Origin of the sequence: Hansschlegelia sp. (assembly GCF_035538955.1) — a bacterium.
Classification (GTDB): Bacteria; Pseudomonadota; Alphaproteobacteria; order Rhizobiales; family Methylopilaceae; genus Methylopila.
Window position 1 is genome coordinate 218212 of the sequence record NZ_DATLJK010000009.1, and the last position, 17590, is coordinate 235801.

The window sequence follows — 17590 nt, forward strand, 5'->3', positions numbered from 1 at the left end:
TCAGAAATCCCACTCGTGAATGACGAGCGGGCCGTCCGGGCGCTTGGTCTCGTCGTCGTAGATGGACCGCGCCGAGTTGCCGGACGCGGCGTGATGCAGAGCCATGACGAGCGCGACCGCGCCGTCGATGCAGAGGTTGTGGTTGTGGCTCGGCTTCCTGAGCCGGACCTTGTGGCCGAGCGAGTTGAACTCGATCTCGATGTTCTCGACGTTCCAGCTCAGGACTGGGTGGCCGGGGTGCGTCAGGAACTTGCCGTTGACGACGCGATCGGCCGTCGAGATGCACGGCATCATGCTGATGGTGCCCTGCCGCTGCTCGACCATGGGGACGTCGGCGTCGATCAGGCGCGGCGCGATGCCGTGCGAGAGATACGGGTCATAGGCGACCGCCTGGACGTCGAACTCGCGCGAGAGCTCGATGATCTTCGCCTCGACGGCGCCGAGGTCGATCGTCTCGCCGGGCGTCGGGATGATGAGGTTCTCGCGCGCCCAGGCCGCATAGGGCTGCTGCGTCTCAGCCTCGCGCTGGCTGATGCGCTCGTCCGGGACGAAGAACCACGGGTAGGTGATGAAGCGGCCCTCGGCGTCGGGATCCGGCCAGACGGCGACGATGGCCGTGAGGTCGTTCGCCGCCGAGAGGTCGACGCCAAGCCAGCACGGGACGCGCTCGCGGGCGAGGCGTTCGAGGTCGACGTCGCCACGGGACGCCGCCCAGGTCTCTGCGCTGATGAACGGGCTCGACGCGCGATCAAGCCACAGGTTCAAGTGGTCGTTCATGAAGCGGTCGCGGACGGCCGGACGCGACTGTCCTTCGCGCGCCAACTGCCGCATGCCCTCGATGTCGGGATAGGCCGGCGCGCAGTCCAGGCCAGGGTTGAGGTAGCGCCAGAGGCTTTCATCGCGCCAGTCGTCGCCCTTCTCAGCCTCGAACAGGACGGGAAGCGTGCGCGGGTCGACCTTGGGATTGTCAGGGTCTTCGGCGACGCGCCGCGCGTGGCCGAACACGTCCGCGGCGAGGTTCTTAGTGCCAACGCCGGCCTGCGAAATGACGATGCCGAGCGAGCCCGGCACCTTGTTCAAGCCGGTGCGGAGGGTGTCGTAGAGCCGCCGGTCTTTCCAGGCGTGAATCTCGTCGAACAACACGAAGGACGACGTCTTGCCGTTGGCGGTCGCGGCGTCGGCCGAGATCGCCTTGAGCGTGCTGCGCGCCGCCTTGTGCGTGATCTCGTGCCGGCTGTCCCTAATGCTGACGTGCTTGCCGAGGCGCGGGTCGGCGACCACGAAGCCCATGCACTCGTTGAAGGCGATGCGCGCCTGTTCGCGGTTGCAGGCCGCAAGCGCGACCTGTCCCATCGGGAGCTTCTCCCATCCGATCGTGTGCAGCATCGAGAGACCCGCGCCGAGGCCGGTCTTGTGCGAGCCGCGCGGGAGCATGATGTCGACCATGCGATAGCGGCGCGTGCCGTCATGCCAGCGCGGGCCGTAGATCATGCGGACAAGCCGCTCCATCCACGGGTCAAGCTGGAACGGGCCGCCGGTGACGGCGTGCTGGAGGCCGCGGAGGAACTGGACCGCGCGCTCGCCATGGCCGAGCGGGTCGTCGATCGGCGAGCCGTCGAACAGCCATTCAGGACGCCGGGCCATCAGATACCCATGTCCGCGAGGTCGGCGTCGTCGTCGGCACCCGACGCGACGAAGCGCGAGCCGGCGGCCGGGCTGGCGTAGAGCTCGGCGGCGTAGCGGAGCGCCGTCTTGCTCTGGGCGTCCTGGAGCCGCACGAGGCGCGAGATGTCGCCGCCGGCGGTCATGGTCGCCTGAATAGCGGTTTCGAGCTCGCGAACGCGGCCGAGGTGGACGGCGTAGTTCTCCAGAAGAGGAAGGTGGACCGCGGCGAATGCGCCGGACGCGATGATGAGCGGGGCGACACGCTTCCACTCGGCGCGCGCCTCCGGCGTCAGGTGCGCGGGGGCCTTCGGGGCGCGCCTGATCGCGCCCTTCGCCGCCCTCGGCTCCGGCTTGCGTCCGGCCCGGTGACGGCTAGGCATCGGGGGCCTTCGTGGTGGCGCGGATCTCCAGGCCGGCGCGGCGGCCGAGCTCGACAAGCGACGTGATGCCGTAGGTGCGCCCGGCGTAGCGGACGCGGTCGGTCGGTTGAACGTCGTCGCTCCAGCGGGTGCGGAACAGGATGGTCTCGGCGGAGGCCGTGCCAGCGCCCGTCAGGAACTCGTCGGCGTCGGCCTTCACGACCTCGGCCGGGAGCTCGGCGACGGCCGCCCAGGCGCTCGACGGAACGCCGTCCGCGTCGATTGCGGAGCCGTCCAGGCGCTCGATGGCGATGGTGCGGTCCAGGCGGCCGGCCCTCATTGGATCGGCTCCTCGACGAGCACGCCGACGTAAAGCGTGGCGTGGCCGCGTTCGGAGCTCGGGTCGCGGCTGAAGACGATGCGCTCGACTTGCTGGTCCAGCACGCGGAAGCCGTCGGCGAGCTCCAGGTCGTCGCGGAGCGCATCGTTCACGACGCCGGCGAGGTTCCGCGCCGCCGAGGTGCCGCCGGCGAGGGTCCAGACGTCCAGCTTCGCCAGCACGCGGGCGTGCCGCCGCGCGAGCGTCAGGTTCTCGCGCAGCGCCGTGGCCTCGCCGATCTGGATCGTGGCCGGAGCCTCAGGCTGCGTCTGCGCGTCCACGATCTGCGCGGCAGGAACGGCGGCGACGATGGCGGCCGTGCCAGCGAGGCGGGCGCGGAGGGCGCGATGGACCGCGACGGGGGCGAACGTCACGGCTCGAAGTCCTTCAGCGCCTTCTTCACGGCGCGGTTGATCTGGCCGGTGCGGCGCTTCTCCAGAAGCCGGAAGACCGGCCAGAAGAACGGCTCGGCGTCGGCGTGCTCGGTCCCGAATTCGATGAAGGTCCCCTGCGGCGCGCTGTCGTCGCCGGCCACGACATTGCGCGCCAGGACGTCGGCGCCGGGCTCGACGCGGATGCTGTCCGCGAGGTCGCCGCTCTCCTTTGGCGCAAGGGCGCGGGCGTTCTCGGCGAGCTCGCGCGCGGACTTGTCCAGGGCCTTGCCGATCTCCTTCTCGACCTGGGCCGGGATGCGCTTGAGGAGGTCGCGGCGGATCGCGGCGAGAGCCGCCTTGTTCGAGCTCACGCCGCCGGCTCCTGCCAGCGATGCGGGCTGACGAGGTCCCAGAAGCCGATCGGAAGCTGGCGAGCGTCCAGGCCGACGATCGTGTCCTCGCGGTGCTCGTAGAAGTTCGCGACGAGGAGCCGGACCGCCTGTTTGAGGCTCGCCGGAACAGGGTCGGGCATCGGGTCGACGAACTGCCGGACGTAATCCTCCGCGGCCTCGATGTAGTCGCCGAGGAGCTCATCGTCGGACGTGCCGACGATGCGGAGATGCGCCTTGATGCTGGAGAGGGTGACGATCACGAGCCGAAAAAATCCTAATTAGCCGGAGATTTGCGCGGTGCGGTGCGCGCCGGTCCCGGCGTTGACGTCCTGGGCGCGACCTACCCCCCGGTCACTGGTCCTGGGTCGACCGCGCCTCGCGTTGACAGGCTCCGTGAGGATGCGGTCGGCCGGCCATCCGTATTGGACGCGCGAGCGGATGACGTGGACCGGGATGCCGAGCTCGGACGCCCAGAACTTGAGGATCTGCGTCCGGCCGTTGAACGTGAGGCTCGCGCCAGCGGTCGACTTGCGAACGCGTTCAGTCTGCACACGGGGAGTAGCGGAGCGCGACGCGGAGCGCTTTAGAGCGGGGCGCTGATGATGTTCTCTAGTGCCGGCGTCGACTTGGGAAATGAGGCGCTCAGCATGGCCACGAAGATGGTCCGGCTCCAGGCCGGCGAGCGCGCAGACTTCTCGGTAGTCCGCGGACATAGCGGTAAGCCAGGAGCGTGCCTGTTGACGATCGATGTCGCTCACGTTGCTGCGAACGATGGTCGCGTCCTCTAAGGCTTGCGAGATGACAGCAAGCCAAAGCGTGCGGTCGCGTTTGGCCTCGGCGTCGGGCTCGCGTTCATCGAGGGTGCTGGGCGTGCGGACGGTCACGACGCGATGCTGAAGTCTTGTTCGAGGGTGGCGGTGATGGTGTTGCGGCCGGCCTCGTCGCGCGTGTGCTTCCACTTCGCGCAGGTCCAGCGCTTGGCGGTCGTCTCGTCGGGGAGCGTGTAGAGGAAGGGCTTGTAGCCCCCGCGCTCGCGCAGGAAGGCGACGACGCCGGCGGCCTGGACCGAGGTGAGGAGCTCGAACTTGAGCTCGGGCATGTCGCGGATGTGGTTGAGGCCCTTCGGCGAACGCTGCGTGTAGCCGTCGCCAAACTCGTTCGCGAACAGGTTGATCTTCGGCTCGTTCGAGAGGCCGGCGCTTGGCGGGACGGGCGGGTTGAAAGTCGGAAGCGCCATTAGGTGAGCGCCTCGCACGAAAAGATGGAGGCGCGCTCCTCGCGCTGCTTGGCGCTGTTGTGACAGGGCGCGCAGAGCGACTGCCAATTCGCCTTGTTCCAGAACAGCCAGCGGTCGCCGCGGTGGGGCCGGATGTGGTCGACGACCGTCGCGGCGCGGTCGCAGCGAACGCACCACGGATTGAGCGCTAGGAAGTTCGCGCGCTCCTTCTGCCAGTCGCGGGTGTAGCCGCGTTCACGGGCCGAGGGCCGGTTCGCATCGTGGCGGGCCTTGCGGGCGCGATCCTGGAGGATCTGGCAGGCGCAACGCTGGCCGGCCGAAACGATGGCTCCACAGCTACAGAAGCGGGCGGGACGGCGGGGCATCACTGGGCACCACAGAGAAGTGCGGCCGCGCACCCTTGAACCCCATTGAAACGCCGCTTGGACGCCGGAGCCGGGCAGGGTGCTTTTCGTTGTTCGATCGGCCGCGGAACCGTCAAAAGGAGGCTCCGATTAGGGAATAAGGTCACGCCGCGGGCCTCGTGCTGAGGCCGAGGAAGACGTCGGCGAACTTGTCGTCGAGCGTCCGATTGTCGGGCTTCTTGGGCTTCTCGCCGCGAAGGGCGTTCTGGAGCTCGATGAAGCCGGCCTGAGCGGCGCGGATCTCCGCGGGCGTGCTGTCCCAGGTCTGCGCCGGGCTCCAGCCAAGCCAGCCGGTGCCGACGCGGAAGTGGTTCTCCAGGTGCTCGGCGAAGGTCTCGCGGGAGGCGACGCGCGCGCCGGTGGTCGGCTCGTCGCGCTCCTCCTCGATGTCGACGCCGGCGAGGGCGTAGACGTGAGTGATGAGCGCCGGGATGAGATGCTGGACCCCCGCAAACAGGCCGTGCGGGACGCCCAGGCTTTCGATGAAGGACGGGACGTCCGACCACGCCGACGAGTGCTCGCGCAGCACGTCGGCGATGGTGAGGAGGTCGCCGTCCTGGAGCTTGGCGATCAGGGTCGCGAGGCCCTCGTGGCGGCGTTCGAGGCGGAGGGCCGCGCGCAGGGTCGGCCGGAGAACAATGCGCTCTCCGTCGATCCTGATCGTGATTTCCTCCGCCGCGAGCTTCATTGTTACGCGCCGGTGCCCGGAGCGACGGCGATGGTCTCGCCGACGATCTCCAGCGTGAAGGTCTGCTCGACGTAGCTGTCGGCGTCGCCGCCGTTAACCGGAGCCGAGAAGACCAGCACGGGCTGGTAGGCGATCGAGCCGGTGGCGTTCGCGCCGGTCGGCTTGTCGCCGAGCTCGATCTTGATGAAGACCGGCTCGTCGGACGCGAGCGCCGTGCGGAGCGAGGTCTGGCCGGCGTCGGAGGCGTTGCGAAGAACCTTGAGCTCGATCGCGCCGCCGTCGACGGAGCCCTTGCCCTTGCGGACGCGGCGAGCGCCGAGAACCTTGGCCTCAACCTTGGCGTAGGTGTCGCCGAACGTGCCGCCGATCTCCGTCACGTCGTTGATGACGGTCCAGGACAGGGCCTTGTAGGCGGCGGCGTCGGCCGGAACGGTGGCCGAAGTCGCGACGGAGATCGTCGACTTGGCGTTGGTGGTCGTGGTGGTCATGGTCAGGACGCCTTCAGCTTCAGCTTGACGAAGGCTTCGCCGTTAACGACGCGACCGCCGAAGCGACGCCGCGCAAGCTGATGCACGAGGCCCTTCTTCCACTCGGTCAGGCGGTCCTGTTCGAGCTCCAGCGAAACGTGGTCGACGATCTGGTAGCCGGCCGCGAAGTCGCCGAAGAGAACCGGCGTCGCGCCAGAGGCGGCGCTGGGCATGTCGACCGCCTCATAGACGGGCGCGCCCAGGATCGTGCTCGGCTGGCCGCCGGCGAGATTGCCGTCCTGCCAGATGAGGTTCCCTTCGCCGTCGCGGAGCTTGCGGACGATCGCCATCGTCGGGCGCGCCATAAGCCAGACGGCCTTTCGGGCGTGCGCGGTCTTGAGGCCATAGAAGGCGTCAATGAAGTCGTCGACCTTCAGCGTCGTCTCCGCGGTCGTGAGCGTCTGGACCTCGGTGGAGGTCATGACGCCTTCGGCCTGAGTGACGCCGTCGCCGACGACGAAGTCGCGGCCTTCCTTCTCGGCGAAGCCCGCGATGATGTGGCCCTGGAGCCAAGCCGCGAGGTTGAGGTTCGAGTCCTCGAGCTGCCACTTGGTCACGGGGACGTCGACGGCGTCCTCAAAGACGGAGATCTCGATCTGCTCGAACGACGGCTCGGCCGTCGCACGCGTGCCGGTCTCGGTGACGTTCGCCGGAGCGACCTTGTTCACGAGGCGCGGGAGTTTGATGACGTTCGAGGAGATGGTGATCGCGGGAGCAAGCGCGCGGATCGGCGAGACCTCGCGAACCTTCTCCAGAATGGAGGTGCCGAACTGCGGCGGGGCAAGCACACCGCCGGTCGCGCCAGCGCCAGTGATCGAGAGAGCCTTGAGCTCGGTGTCGTCGCCGGAACGGATGTAGGAGGTCAGCGCCTTCTCGACGGTCTCGCCGTCCGAAGCGCCGTTGGCCGGAGCCGGACGCGCGGCCTTCTTCTCCAGGGCCTCCAGGCGGTCGGCGGCCTTCTTCTCGGCCGCTTCGATGCGGGCGAGCACGTCGCCCTGGAGGGTCTCCAGGGCCTTGGTGACGTCGGCCGACACGTCGGCGTCGCCGGCGTCCTTCAGCACGAAGTCATGCGGGGGGTAGTGGTAGCTCAAGGGGGTAGTTCTCCTTAGGAACGGAAGGCCGCAGCGGCCCGGTTGATCGCATCGGCGAGCGCAATGGCTTCCGCTGCGTCCTTCGCGCCGGTGATCCGTGCGCGGGGATGGGAGGGGATCGAGACGACGCTGATCTCGCGGAGGTCGAGGTCGGTGATGGTGCGGCCGCCGCCGCGGCGGGGCGCGGCCTTGCGGATGCCGAAGCCGATCGAGAGGCCGCCGAGCGCGCCGGCGCGGATCATCGCGCGGACCTCGCGAGCCCTCGCAACGTCGTCGACGAGGAGCCGGCCCTTTACCTCCAGGCCGGCGTCGGTTTCCGTGGCGCTCTCCCAAACGCCGATCACGTCGCGCGGGTCATGCGCGTAGAGCATCGGGAGCGGGAGGGCGGCCGAGGCGAACGCGCCCTTGGTGATGACGTCGTTCACGCGGTCAGGCGTGCCGAACGGCCAAGCGTTGCCGGTGATCTCGCCGGCGTCGTCGACCGCGAGCGCGGCCTTGATCTCAAGCCGCTGCATCGGCGGGCTCCTGTTCGGGAGTGCCGAGCATGGCGGCGGTCATGATGTCGCCGGCGAGCGCGTAGAGCTCCGCGAACGGCGTCGCGCCGGCGTAGGTCTCGACGAGCTCGGCGGCCCGCTTCGGAGTCTCGCCGCCGCCGATGAGGCCGAGGCGGATGGTCTCGCGAACTTCGGTGGTGGTCGCCTCGCTGGCGAACATGCGGCGCGCGGTTCCCCATGCTCCCGCGCCGACGAGGCGCTCGAACTCGACGAGGAGCGCCGGCGTCAGGGCGAAGGTGCGCTCGGCGTCGCCGAAGAACGCGGCGTGCGGGCTCACTGGCCGGCCTCCGGCTCAGGGGCGGCGTGCGCCGACGTGGTGTAGGGGTTCACGAACTTGTCGCCGCCGTTGAAGCCGGGGCGGTTCTCCATCGCGCGGGCTTCGTTGGGGGAGAGCACGCGCGCCGCGATCTGCTTGGCGTAAGCCTCGGCGCGCGTGGCGAGGTCCGCCGCAAGGAGCGCGTCCAAGGTGAAGTCGACGAAGATGTCGCCGCGCTCCTCGGGAGCAATGAGCGTCGTCTGGTAAGCGTCCTCCCATTCAGTCAGCCAATGGCCGAGCGTGTAGGTCGCGAACTGACGGCCGAGCTCCTCAACGTTCTTGAAGGTGGCGCTGCTGAGATCCCCCAGGAGCACGGGCGGGATGCCGAAAGCGCGTGCGATCTCGACGATCTGGAACTCGCGGTTCTGGATGAACTGCTGATCGGTCGACGTGAGCTCGTGGATAGTGAGCTTCGCCCCTTCTTCCCAGATGGTGAGACCGCCGGAGCCCTCTCCGGTCGCCTCGGAGGAGCGCGCCTTCTTGAGCCGTTCGGCCGAGGGCTCGGAAAGCTTGCCGGGGAGTGTGAGGGAAGCGGAGGGTTTGAAGCCCTTCCGTAGAGAGCGGGCGAAATGCCTCTCCATGGAGATCGCGAGCCCGATGGACTCGCGCGCCGATCCGATGACTGGATAGCCGCGTTCGCCATCGAGGGAGGGGGCCGAAATGCGGAGCACGTCGCCGTGCGCGATCTCATGAGCGCCGGCCTGCGTGCGGTAGATGTAGAAGGGTTCGCCGTCGCTGCGGACTTTGCGCTCGACGGCGCGCGGATCGAGCCGGTGAATCTCCATCGCCGAACCGTCCGCCCGGCGAGTGGTGAGCGCGTAACCGTCGCCGTGGAATATGGCGTCCACCGTCATCTGGCGGCGCAGGGCGCGAGCCGTTGTCCAGGGGTTCGCCATGCCATGCACGAGCTCGTGCGCCGGATGATCGCGGGCGATTTCCTTGCCGTCTCCGACCCGCCGAAACGCCTTCGCAGGCATTCGCGCGACGGTTGTCGAGATGAGGTTCGCGGCCCCGCGAACAGCCGGAACACGCCAGGCGGTTTCCGCCGTAACAGAAGGTCCAGCCTCGGTCGGCGCAGACGCGAAGATTTCCGCCCACTGTCCAACGACGGGAGCCGGGGCCGACTTCGTTTCGAGACGGGCCGAAAAGAACTGAGAGAGGCGAGACGAGAACGACAAGCAGCGGGTCCAAAACTTGAAGACCCGAATATTTTAACTTGCCGCGAGTCCGCGACCAAACTGCTACCGTCGCCTGCTACCTTCCTTTGCTACCGATGATCCGGCAGCCTCAGGTAGAAAAACCAGAAATATCAATGGTTTAATAAAAGTGGCTGGGGCGGGAGGATTCGAACCTCCGCATGGGGGAATCAAAATCCCCTGCCTTACCGCTTGGCGACGCCCCATCGACCGGCTATGGCCGCTCGCTGTGGCGCGATGGATAGCGGCGCGCGGGGGCGCCCGCAACCGCCAACGCATCGAGGATCGGACCCGGACCCGCGATGAGCGACGACCTCGACCTCGACCTGCGCGCTGACGCCGAGCCTGGCGCGGCCGTCGAGGTCGCGCCGCTGGTGCGGCGCATCGTGGCGCCCAATCCGTCGGCTTTCACGTTCACCGGCACGGCGACCTATGTGGTCGGGCGCGGGCAAGTCGCGATCATCGATCCCGGCCCGGACGACGCCCGGCACCGCGACGCGCTGCTGCGCGCCGTCGCCGGCGAGACGGTGCGCTATGTGGTGGCGACCCATAGCCACATGGACCACACCGCCGGAGCGGCCGCGCTCGCCGCGGCGGTCGGCGCGCCGCTCGTCGGCGCCGGGCCTCATCGGGCGTTCCGGCCGCTGCACGAGGGCGAGGCCAACCGGCTCGAAGCCGGAGTCGACGCCGCCTACCATCCCGACAAGGAGATGCGCGAGGGCGACGCCGTCACCGGGCCGGGCTGGTCGCTGGAGGCCGTCGCGACGCCCGGCCACACCGCGAACCATCTGGCCTTCGCCTTGCCGGAAGCCGGGCTGCTGCTCTCGGGCGATCACGTGATGGGCTGGTCGACCACCATCGTCGCGCCGCCCGACGGCGCGATGGCGGCCTATATGGCGTCGCTTGAGAAGCTGCTGGCGCGCGAGGAGGAGCTCTATTTGCCCGGCCACGGCCCCGTCGTGCGCAACGCGAGGGGGTTCGTGAGACAGCTCATCGGTCACCGCCGCATGCGCGAGGCGGCGATCCGCGCCCGGCTCGCGGAGGGCGCGCGAACCGTCCCGGAACTGGTCGCGGAACTCTACCGCGGGCTTGATCCGCAACTGAAGGGCGCGGCCGGTCTTTCGGTGTTCGCCCATCTCGAAGAGATGGTGGACAGGGGCGAGGCGCTCACCGACGGCCCGCCGCGGCTGACCGGGGTCTACCGCCCCGCCGGCTGACGCGTCAGGGCAGGGCGTTCGCGGCGGCGGCGAGGTCGGCCAAAAAGCCCTTGATGCGGGCGGCTTCGCCGCCGAAGTCGACGCCGCCGATCCGGGACGCGGAGCGCATGTCGACGCGAGCGCCGTCGCCCTCGGGCCGGACGCGGATAGCGACGTCGGACTGCAGCCCGAGAATTGGGGAGGCGGCCACCGCTTCGATGCGTCCCGTCGGCGGGCCGCCGCGCGGGAACGCGGTCGGCCCGAGGACGCGCCAGCCCCGGCTCTCCACGACGCCGATCGCCAGGCCCGTCACGTCATCCGGCGGCAGGGCGAGAAGCAGCGGCGCGAGATCCGGATAAGCGTCCCTCTGCCGCGCGGCCTGCTCGGCCGAGATCGCGGCGGGGGGCGCTGGGAGTTCGCCGGGCTTCCGCTCCCGCGCCGCGCGCTCGAAGCGCGGCGGGTCCGTGAGATCGGTTGAGACGTCGTCGAGCCGCGCCGGCCAGAGGCCGTGCCCGAAAGCCGCGTAGAGCGGACCGGCCAGAACCGCTCCCCCGAGCAGGACGGCGAAAAGCGCCCGGACGCCGCCGCGGCGGCCGCTCCGCCACACCGCGGCCATCGCGGCGAAGCCGACCAGGATGGCGAGCGCCGCGAGCGCGAGCCCGGAGACGAAGGCGGCGAATCCCGGCGCTGTCGCAACGGCGTGGGAGCGAAGCAGAAGCGTCGCATAGAGCGTGACGCAGATCGAGAAGCCGGCGAGCGTCAGGGCCGCGCCGGCAAGCCGCGACCGCCCCCGCGGCGCGAGCCGAAGATCGAGCGTCACGCCATGCTCCAGGCGCCGGACGCCCTTCGCCCGCAGGTTAGACGCCTAACGCTTCCGTACACTGAAACCACCCTTTCGGCGTGACGCCGATACGCGACTTCTTCCACATCGTCCGCGGCCGGGAAAGCGCGCCGCGACGCTCAGGCGGCCTGCCGCGCGCCTTCGGCCGCGGCCCAGACTTCGGCCCTGTCGAGCGCCCGTCCCAGCCGCTCGAACAGCTGGTCGATCTCCTCGCTGGTGATCACCAGCGGGGGACAGATCGACACCGCGTCGCCGATCGCACGCACGATAAGACCTTCCTCCTGCGCAAGCGCCACCACCTTCGCGGCCGCGAAGCGCTTCGGATCGAACGGCCGCTTGCTGGCCTTGTCGGCGACCACCTCCACCGCGCCCACGAGTCCCATGCCGCGGGCTTCGCCGACCATCGGGTGATCGGCGAAGGCGCGCAGCCGCTCCTGGAAATGCGGGATGATCCCGCGCACATGGCCGAGCACGTCGTCGCGCTCGAGGATCTCGAGCGTTTTGAGCGCGACCGCGGCGGCGACCGGGTGGCCCGAATAGGTGAAGCCGTGGCCGAACACGCCGATCTTCTCGCTTTGCCGGCTCAGAGCCTCGTCGATCCAGTCCGGAATGATGACGGCGGCGATCGGCAGATAGGATGACGACAGCTGCTTGGCGACGGACACCGTGTCCGGCTTCATGCCGAGCGCGGTCGAGCCGAACCATTCGCCGAGCCGGCCGAAGCCGCAGATCACCTCGTCGGCGATCAGCATGACGTCATGCTTCTCCAGCACCGGCTGGATCTTCTCGAAATAGGTTCTGGGCGGCACGATCACGCCGCCGGCGCCCATCACCGGCTCCGCGATGAAGGCTGCGACGGTCTCCGGACCCTCGGCCTCGATCATCGCGTCGAGTTCGGCGGCCAGTCGGCTGGCGAAATCCTCTTCGGTCTCGCCTGCGAGCGCGAAGCGGTAGTGATGAGGGCAGCCGGCATGCCGCACCTGCGGCAGCGGCAGATCGAAATCGATGTGGTTGTTCGGCAGCCCGGTCAGGCTCGCGCTTGCGATGGTGACGCCGTGATAGGCCTTGATCCGGGAGATGATCTTCTTCTTCTGCGGACGGCCAAGCGCATTGTTGACGTACCAGACGAGCTTCATCTGGGTGTCGTTGGCCTCCGAGCCCGAGTTGCAGAAGAACGCCTTAGCGGCGTTGCACGGCGCGAGCTCCTTCAGCTTCTCGGCGAGCGCGATCGCCGGGTCGTGGCTCTTGGCGGTGAAGAGGTGCGCGAAGGGCAGTTTGCGCATCTGCTCCGCCGCGGCCTCGACAAGCTCCTCCCGGCCGTGCCCCAGCGCGTTGCACCACAGCCCGGCCATGCCCTCGATGTAGGGCCGGCCCTCCACGTCATACACGAACACGCCGTCGCCCCGTTCGAGGATGAGCGAGCCTTGCTGCGGCAGCGTCGCGAGGTTCGTGTAGGGGTGGAGAACCGTGGCGGCGTCGCGGGCCTGAAGATTGCTGAGCATGAGGAGGTCCTTGCACCGTCGCCTTCGCCAGGCGCCCACTCAGGATAGCGCCCCGGCCGGACGTTCCGCGCGGCTTTTTTGCCGAAGCGCCGGGGTCGCAAAAGAATCTTCACGAGCGTCGACTTTAGTGGAACTATCTCTCCAGGTCGCCGTTTCCGCGGCGGCTGATCCTCTGACCACCGGTGGACACCCGATGCGCTTCGCCCTGTTCGGCGCAGCTGTGGCTGTGGCGGCGTTCGCCGCCTCCAGCCACGTCACCTATCTCAACACAGGCGGCTTTTCGGCCGAGTGGCCCGAGTATCGCCGGATCGACGTGGTGTCGGACGCGGAGTGCGCCGACATCCTCAGGCGCGCCGACCGCACGCTCGGCGCCGGCAACGGCATCCGTTGCGACGCGGTGCCGCTCTATCGGCACTGGCTGAACCTCGCCCGCGCCGGCTACGAGCAACGTGGCCTGATGACGATCGCTTCTTCGCTGCTCGGCGGCGAGGCGCTCGCGAGCGCCGCAAGCCCGGCTCCCTCCTCGCGCTGATCTCAGTCGGGCCGCCACTCGCACAGCCGCGAATGACTGCGGCGCGGCTGCAGGTCGATGTGAAGATGGTCCTCATGGTCCTCATCGGAGCCGGGCCCCAGCACCGTGTTGAACCGCGTGCAGGCCGCGCCCTTGACGACGACGCCGAGAAGCTCCGGCAGGTCCTTTGAGTAGACGCCGATCTCGCGCCCGTCCGAGAATCCGAAGCCGGAGATGTCGAGCGCATTGGCGCGGCCGTGTTCGCTGAGCTTCGCGCCCGAGACGTTGTTGCGGCCCCGGCAGGCGTAGGAGCCGGCGACTTGAACCGAGTCGAGCTTGGCGCCTGACGTCTCCGCCGCCAGCACGAGGTCGTCGCGCACATAGGCTGCGACCGCCCGCGCCATGGCGCAGCGCAACGTCGCCGCCGGCTTCATCTCGACCACGCCGCCATCCTTGCGGCGCACGCCCGACAGCTCGACCAGCGCGCCCGTATGGCAGATCTCCGGCTGATCACCGAGATCGGCAGGCTTGAAGATCGCGACGCCCTCTGAGGCGAGCTCGCGGCAATCCGGATCGTCCTCCCGCGAAGCTTCCGGAAGCGGCAGATCGGGCGGCGTCGGCCCGGCGGGCTTTTCCTCCGGCAGCGGCGCCTTCGGGATCAGCGCCGCAGTCTCGCGCTCGTCCTCTGGACGTTCCGGCGGCAGCGGAATCGCGGTCTCCGGGGCGGCGGAGGGCTTCGACGGAGCGTCGCCGCCGCCAGCTTCCGCGCGCGCCGTCTCGGCAGGCGGCGGCGCAGGCGGCTCTTCGCGCGGCCGCTCCGGCGGCAGCGGGACGGGGAGTGCCGCGGTCTCGGCGCGCGGTGGCGGGCTCGCCTCCTTGGCGACCGGCTTCGGCGTCGGCTTGCCGGGCGGCCGAGAGGCGGGCGCTCGCTTCCTCGCCGTCGCGGGCTTCTTGGCGCGGCGAGAGGAGGGGCGGGCGCTCTGCCAAGGCAGGCCGAGCTGCGACAGAAACGATCCGCCGCGCGCTTCGCGGGCGACGGCGGCGCTCTCCGGAAGCGCGGAGGCGGCGAAGGCGAGGCAAGCGAGCAGCACGGCGGCGCGACGGCCGGACACAGCAGACATAGCAGGCTAACTAGGTCACGCTCCCGCAAAGGCGCGGCTCAGCCGAATGGCGACGCCTCGCGCGCCCTGGCGGGGCATGTCGCGTTTGCGCGCCTCAGGCGGCTGGTGTAACGCTCCGAGGTTGCATTCTGAGGACGCCGTTCCGCCTGTGCCCCTGCCGACCACCCAGCCGGCGCTCGATTCGGTCCGCACGCCGGCCGACCTGCGGCGCCTCCCCGAAAGCCGCCTTCGCCAGCTCGCAGACGAGCTCCGCCAGGAGACCATCGAGGCCGTCTCGGTCACCGGCGGCCATCTCGGCGCGGGCCTCGGCGTGGTCGAGCTCACGGTCGCGCTGCATTACGTGTTCGACACGCCTGACGACCGGCTGATCTGGGACGTCGGCCACCAGTGCTATCCGCACAAGATTCTCACCGACCGGCGCGACCGCATCCGCACGCTGCGTCGCGGAGGCGGGCTTTCCGGCTTCACCAATCGCGCGGAGAGTGAATACGACCCGTTCGGCGCCGGCCACTCCTCGACCTCGATCTCCGCCGGTCTCGGCATGGCTGTCGCGCGCGACCTCAAGGGCGGCGACAATCACGTCGTCTGCGTGATCGGCGACGGCGCGATGTCGGCCGGCATGGCCTATGAGGCGATGAACAACGCCGGCGCGCTCGGCTCGCGCCTGATCGTCATCCTCAACGACAACGACATGTCGATTGCGCCGCCCACCGGCGCGATGTCGGCCTATCTCGCGCGCCTCGTTTCGAGCCGCACCTATCTTTCGCTGCGCGACATCGGCCGCGGGCTCGTCAAGAAGCTGCCGAAATTCGTCGAGCGCGGCGCGGCCAAGGCCGAGGAATACGCCCGCGGCCTCGCGATGGGCGGTACGCTGTTCGAGGAACTCGGCTTCTACTATGTCGGCCCGATCGACGGGCACAATCTCGATCACCTGCTGCCGGTGCTCAAGAACGTGCGGGACGCCGGCCACGGGCCGATCCTGGTCCATGTCGTCACCCAGAAGGGCAAGGGCTACGCGCCGGCGGAGGAATCCGCCGACAAGTATCACGGCGTCTCGGCCTTCGACGTGGTGTCGGGCGCGCAGGCGAAGCCCAAGGCCAACGCGCCGAGCTACACCAAGGTGTTCGCAGAGGCGCTGGTGCGGGAGGCGGAGGAGGACGACCGGGTGGTGGCGATCACCGCCGCGATGCCGGGCGGCACCGGCCTCGATCTCTTCGGCCGTGCGTTTCCGGCCAGGACCTTCGACGTCGGCATCGCCGAGCAGCATGCGGTGACGTTCGCGGCCGGGCTCGCGACGGAGGGCCTGAAGCCGTTCTGCGCGATATATTCGACCTTCCTGCAACGGGCCTACGACCAGGTGGTGCACGACGTCGCGATCCAGCGGCTGCCGGTGCGCTTCGCGCTCGACCGCGCCGGGCTGGTGGGCGCCGACGGCGCGACCCATGCGGGAGCCTACGACCTCGCTTATCTCGGCTGCCTGCCGGATTTCGTGCTGATGGCGCCGGCCGACGAGGCCGAACTCGTCCACATGGTGGCGACGGCGGCCGCGCATGACGACGGCCCCTCGGCGTTCCGCTATCCGCGCGGCGAAGGGGTGGGGGTCGAGTTGCCTGCGCGCGGCCAGATCCTGCCGATCGGCCGCGGCCGCCTGCTGCGTGAAGGCTCCACGGTCGCGCTGCTCTCGCTGGGCACGCGGCTCGCCGCCGTTCTGGACGCGGCGGAAGAGCTCGCGCTTCGCGGCGTCTCCGCGACGGTCGCCGACGCGCGCTTCGCCAAGCCGCTCGACCGCGACCTGATCCTGCGGCTCGCCCGCGAGCACGAGGTCCTTCTGACGGTCGAGGAAGGCTCGACTGGCGGCTTCGGCGCGGCCGTGCTGCAGTTGCTCGCCGCCGAAGGCGCGCTCGACCGTGGCCTGAAGATCCGCACGCTGGCGCTACCCGACCGCTTCATCGAGCACGACAAGCCGGAGAAGCAGGTGGCCGAGGCCGGGCTCGACGCCAAGGCGGTCGCAGCCGCCGCGCTGGCTGCGCTCGGGCGCGAGGCGCGGCCCGCGCTCAGGGCCTGAGCGGCGCCTCCGGCCGCATCGTCGCGCTGTCGAAGATGCGGAACGCGCCGCGGCCCGCGGCCTTTGCGGCGTAGAGCGCGACGTCGGCCTGCATGAACAGTTCCGACGGGGTGCGGCCGCCGGCGAACGCCGCGCCGACCGAGGCTCCGAAGCAGATCCGTCCGGCGCCGCGCTCGACCGGCGCGCCGAGCGCCTGGACGATGGCGCCCGCCAGCCGCTCCGTCTCAGCCCGCCCGACGCCGTCGCCGATCAGCGCCGCGAACTCGTCGCCGCCGATCCGGGCGACGAGCTCCGCGCCCCGGCACACCGCCCGCAGCCGCGCGGCCGCCTCGCGCAGACATTCGTCGCCGATCGCGTGGCCGAACGTGTCGTTGACGCCCTTGAAGCCGTCGAGATCGATCAGAAGCAGCGCGCCGGCGCGAGCTCCCGCGCACAGCGCGCCGAGCCGGGTCTCGAACAGCGCCCGGTTGGCGAGCCCGGTGACGGCGTCGATCTCAGCCAGACGCCGCGCGCGCTCCGCCGCGGTCTTCGCCTCGGTGATGTCCTGCTTCAGGCCGAACAGCTCGGCCGCCCCGCCGCTCCCCCGCACCACTGTTGCGGACAGCCTGATCCACCGGCTGCGGCCCTTCTGCGTGACGATCTCCGCATCCAGGGCAAAGCCTCCGCCGTTGCGGATCGCCCTGCTGCGCGCCTCTTCGAGCGCGGCGCGCGAGCGCGGCTCGTAGCACTCCAGAATGTGCTGCCGGCGCAGCGGCGCGCCGGGCCGAATTTCAAACAGGTCGTAGACCCCACCCGTCCAACTCAGGCGCTCGTCGCTCAGCCGGCAGCGCCACACGCCCGCCTGCGCCGCGGCGAGCGCGCCGCCGATGAGCCGGCGGGACTCGCGCAGGTAGGCCTCCTGCTCGCGCAGCTTCTTTCGGGCTGCGGCGAGCTCCGCCTTCAGCGCCGCGACGGTCTCGGCCTCCGCCGCGCCCGGATGCGCGGCCGGCGCTGTCCGGAGGTCCTCACCGCTATGGGCCGTCGCGATCATGAGCATGCAGGCGGCGGACTTTCTCGGGAACTCAGCGCCGATCCTGGCCCATAGGGATTTAAGCCTTCGTTCCTCGGCGCGCGCTCCGAGGTCACTCTCGATCGCCACGCAGGCTTGCGCGGGCGGCGATGGCGCTGCGGCG

Annotated in this window: 22 protein-coding genes and 1 tRNA gene; 3 read left to right on the forward strand and 20 right to left on the reverse strand. The window is 69.7% G+C overall.

Annotated elements, in window-relative coordinates:
• The 16 genes from VM780_RS05530 to VM780_RS05605 form a co-directional block, all read right to left on the reverse strand.
• Complete coding sequence (locus tag VM780_RS05530) at positions 1–1644, reverse strand: terminase large subunit (protein ID WP_325445946.1); 1644 nt, start codon at positions 1642–1644, stop codon at positions 1–3.
• Positions 1644–2045 carry a P27 family phage terminase small subunit gene (locus tag VM780_RS05535; protein ID WP_325445948.1) on the reverse strand — a complete coding sequence of 134 codons (402 nt, stop codon included), beginning with the start codon at positions 2043–2045 and terminating at the stop codon, positions 1644–1646. The genes VM780_RS05530 and VM780_RS05535 overlap by 1 nt, the downstream gene beginning before the upstream one ends.
• The gene (locus VM780_RS05540) at positions 2038–2364 is read right to left on the reverse strand and encodes a phage head closure protein (protein WP_325445950.1); all 327 of its coding nucleotides are present in this window, start codon (positions 2362–2364) and stop codon (positions 2038–2040) included. Before VM780_RS05540 ends, VM780_RS05535 begins: the two co-directional genes overlap by 8 nt.
• Complete coding sequence (gene gp17, locus VM780_RS05545; protein WP_325445952.1) at positions 2361–2777, reverse strand: tail completion protein gp17; 417 nt, start codon at positions 2775–2777, stop codon at positions 2361–2363. The genes VM780_RS05540 and gp17 overlap by 4 nt, the downstream gene beginning before the upstream one ends.
• A complete protein-coding gene (locus VM780_RS05550) occupies positions 2774–3148 on the reverse strand; it encodes an HK97-gp10 family putative phage morphogenesis protein (RefSeq protein WP_325445954.1) in 375 nt (124 codons plus the stop codon). The genes gp17 and VM780_RS05550 overlap by 4 nt, the downstream gene beginning before the upstream one ends.
• The gene (locus tag VM780_RS05555) at positions 3145–3429 is read right to left on the reverse strand and encodes a head-tail connector protein (RefSeq protein ID WP_325445956.1); all 285 of its coding nucleotides are present in this window, start codon (positions 3427–3429) and stop codon (positions 3145–3147) included. The genes VM780_RS05550 and VM780_RS05555 overlap by 4 nt, the downstream gene beginning before the upstream one ends.
• An 18-nt stretch (positions 3430–3447) precedes the next feature.
• Positions 3448–4053, reverse strand: coding sequence for a hypothetical protein (locus VM780_RS05560; RefSeq protein ID WP_325445958.1), 606 nt, complete (start codon positions 4051–4053; stop codon positions 3448–3450).
• Complete coding sequence (locus VM780_RS05565; RefSeq protein WP_325445960.1) at positions 4050–4406, reverse strand: phage tail protein; 357 nt, start codon at positions 4404–4406, stop codon at positions 4050–4052. The genes VM780_RS05560 and VM780_RS05565 overlap by 4 nt, the downstream gene beginning before the upstream one ends.
• On the reverse strand, positions 4406–4771 hold the full coding sequence (locus VM780_RS05570) for an HNH endonuclease signature motif containing protein (RefSeq protein ID WP_325445962.1): 366 nt from the start codon (positions 4769–4771) through the stop codon (positions 4406–4408). The genes VM780_RS05565 and VM780_RS05570 overlap by 1 nt, the downstream gene beginning before the upstream one ends.
• A 142-nt stretch (positions 4772–4913) precedes the next feature.
• Complete coding sequence (locus VM780_RS05575; RefSeq protein ID WP_325445964.1) at positions 4914–5498, reverse strand: hypothetical protein; 585 nt, start codon at positions 5496–5498, stop codon at positions 4914–4916.
• Positions 5499–5500: 2 nt separating this feature from the next.
• On the reverse strand, positions 5501–5986 hold the full coding sequence (locus tag VM780_RS05580) for a hypothetical protein (protein WP_325445966.1): 486 nt from the start codon (positions 5984–5986) through the stop codon (positions 5501–5503).
• Positions 5987–5988: 2 nt separating this feature from the next.
• Positions 5989–7116 carry a phage major capsid protein gene (locus tag VM780_RS05585; RefSeq protein WP_325445968.1) on the reverse strand — a complete coding sequence of 376 codons (1128 nt, stop codon included), beginning with the start codon at positions 7114–7116 and terminating at the stop codon, positions 5989–5991.
• 14 nt (positions 7117–7130) lie between these two features.
• The gene (locus tag VM780_RS05590) at positions 7131–7631 is read right to left on the reverse strand and encodes an HK97 family phage prohead protease (protein ID WP_325445970.1); all 501 of its coding nucleotides are present in this window, start codon (positions 7629–7631) and stop codon (positions 7131–7133) included.
• A complete protein-coding gene (locus VM780_RS05595; protein ID WP_325445972.1) occupies positions 7618–7947 on the reverse strand; it encodes a gene transfer agent family protein in 330 nt (109 codons plus the stop codon). Before VM780_RS05595 ends, VM780_RS05590 begins: the two co-directional genes overlap by 14 nt.
• A complete protein-coding gene (locus VM780_RS05600; protein ID WP_325445974.1) occupies positions 7944–9164 on the reverse strand; it encodes a phage portal protein in 1221 nt (406 codons plus the stop codon). Before VM780_RS05600 ends, VM780_RS05595 begins: the two co-directional genes overlap by 4 nt.
• Before the next feature lie 149 nt (positions 9165–9313).
• A tRNA-Gln gene (locus VM780_RS05605) sits at positions 9314–9388 on the reverse strand.
• Between the two features lie 96 nt (positions 9389–9484).
• Between VM780_RS05605 and VM780_RS05610 the strand changes: the two genes are divergently transcribed.
• On the forward strand, positions 9485–10399 hold the full coding sequence (locus VM780_RS05610) for an MBL fold metallo-hydrolase (protein WP_325445977.1): 915 nt from the start codon (positions 9485–9487) through the stop codon (positions 10397–10399).
• A 4-nt stretch (positions 10400–10403) separates the two neighbouring features.
• Here VM780_RS05610 and VM780_RS05615 read toward each other — a convergent pair whose 3' ends face one another.
• Positions 10404–11198, reverse strand: coding sequence for a DUF1499 domain-containing protein (locus VM780_RS05615; protein WP_325445979.1), 795 nt, complete (start codon positions 11196–11198; stop codon positions 10404–10406).
• Between the two features lie 140 nt (positions 11199–11338).
• Complete coding sequence (locus VM780_RS05620) at positions 11339–12721, reverse strand: aspartate aminotransferase family protein (RefSeq protein ID WP_325445981.1); 1383 nt, start codon at positions 12719–12721, stop codon at positions 11339–11341.
• 193 nt (positions 12722–12914) lie between these two features.
• On the opposite strand from VM780_RS05620, the gene VM780_RS05625 reads away from it, so the two are divergent.
• Positions 12915–13253 carry a hypothetical protein gene (locus VM780_RS05625; RefSeq protein ID WP_325445983.1) on the forward strand — a complete coding sequence of 113 codons (339 nt, stop codon included), beginning with the start codon at positions 12915–12917 and terminating at the stop codon, positions 13251–13253.
• Between the two features lie 2 nt (positions 13254–13255).
• Here VM780_RS05625 and VM780_RS05630 read toward each other — a convergent pair whose 3' ends face one another.
• The gene (locus VM780_RS05630) at positions 13256–14353 is read right to left on the reverse strand and encodes an extensin family protein (protein WP_325445985.1); all 1098 of its coding nucleotides are present in this window, start codon (positions 14351–14353) and stop codon (positions 13256–13258) included.
• Between the two features lie 148 nt (positions 14354–14501).
• Here VM780_RS05630 and dxs point away from each other — a divergent pair, with 148 nt between their 5' ends.
• Positions 14502–16418, forward strand: a complete 1917-nt coding sequence (gene dxs, locus VM780_RS05635; RefSeq protein WP_325445987.1) for a 1-deoxy-D-xylulose-5-phosphate synthase — start codon at positions 14502–14504, stop codon at positions 16416–16418.
• Here dxs and VM780_RS05640 read toward each other — a convergent pair.
• On the reverse strand, positions 16408–17454 hold the full coding sequence (locus VM780_RS05640) for a GGDEF domain-containing protein (RefSeq protein WP_325445989.1): 1047 nt from the start codon (positions 17452–17454) through the stop codon (positions 16408–16410). The genes dxs and VM780_RS05640 overlap by 11 nt on opposite strands.
• Between the last annotated feature and the right edge of the window lie 136 nt (positions 17455–17590).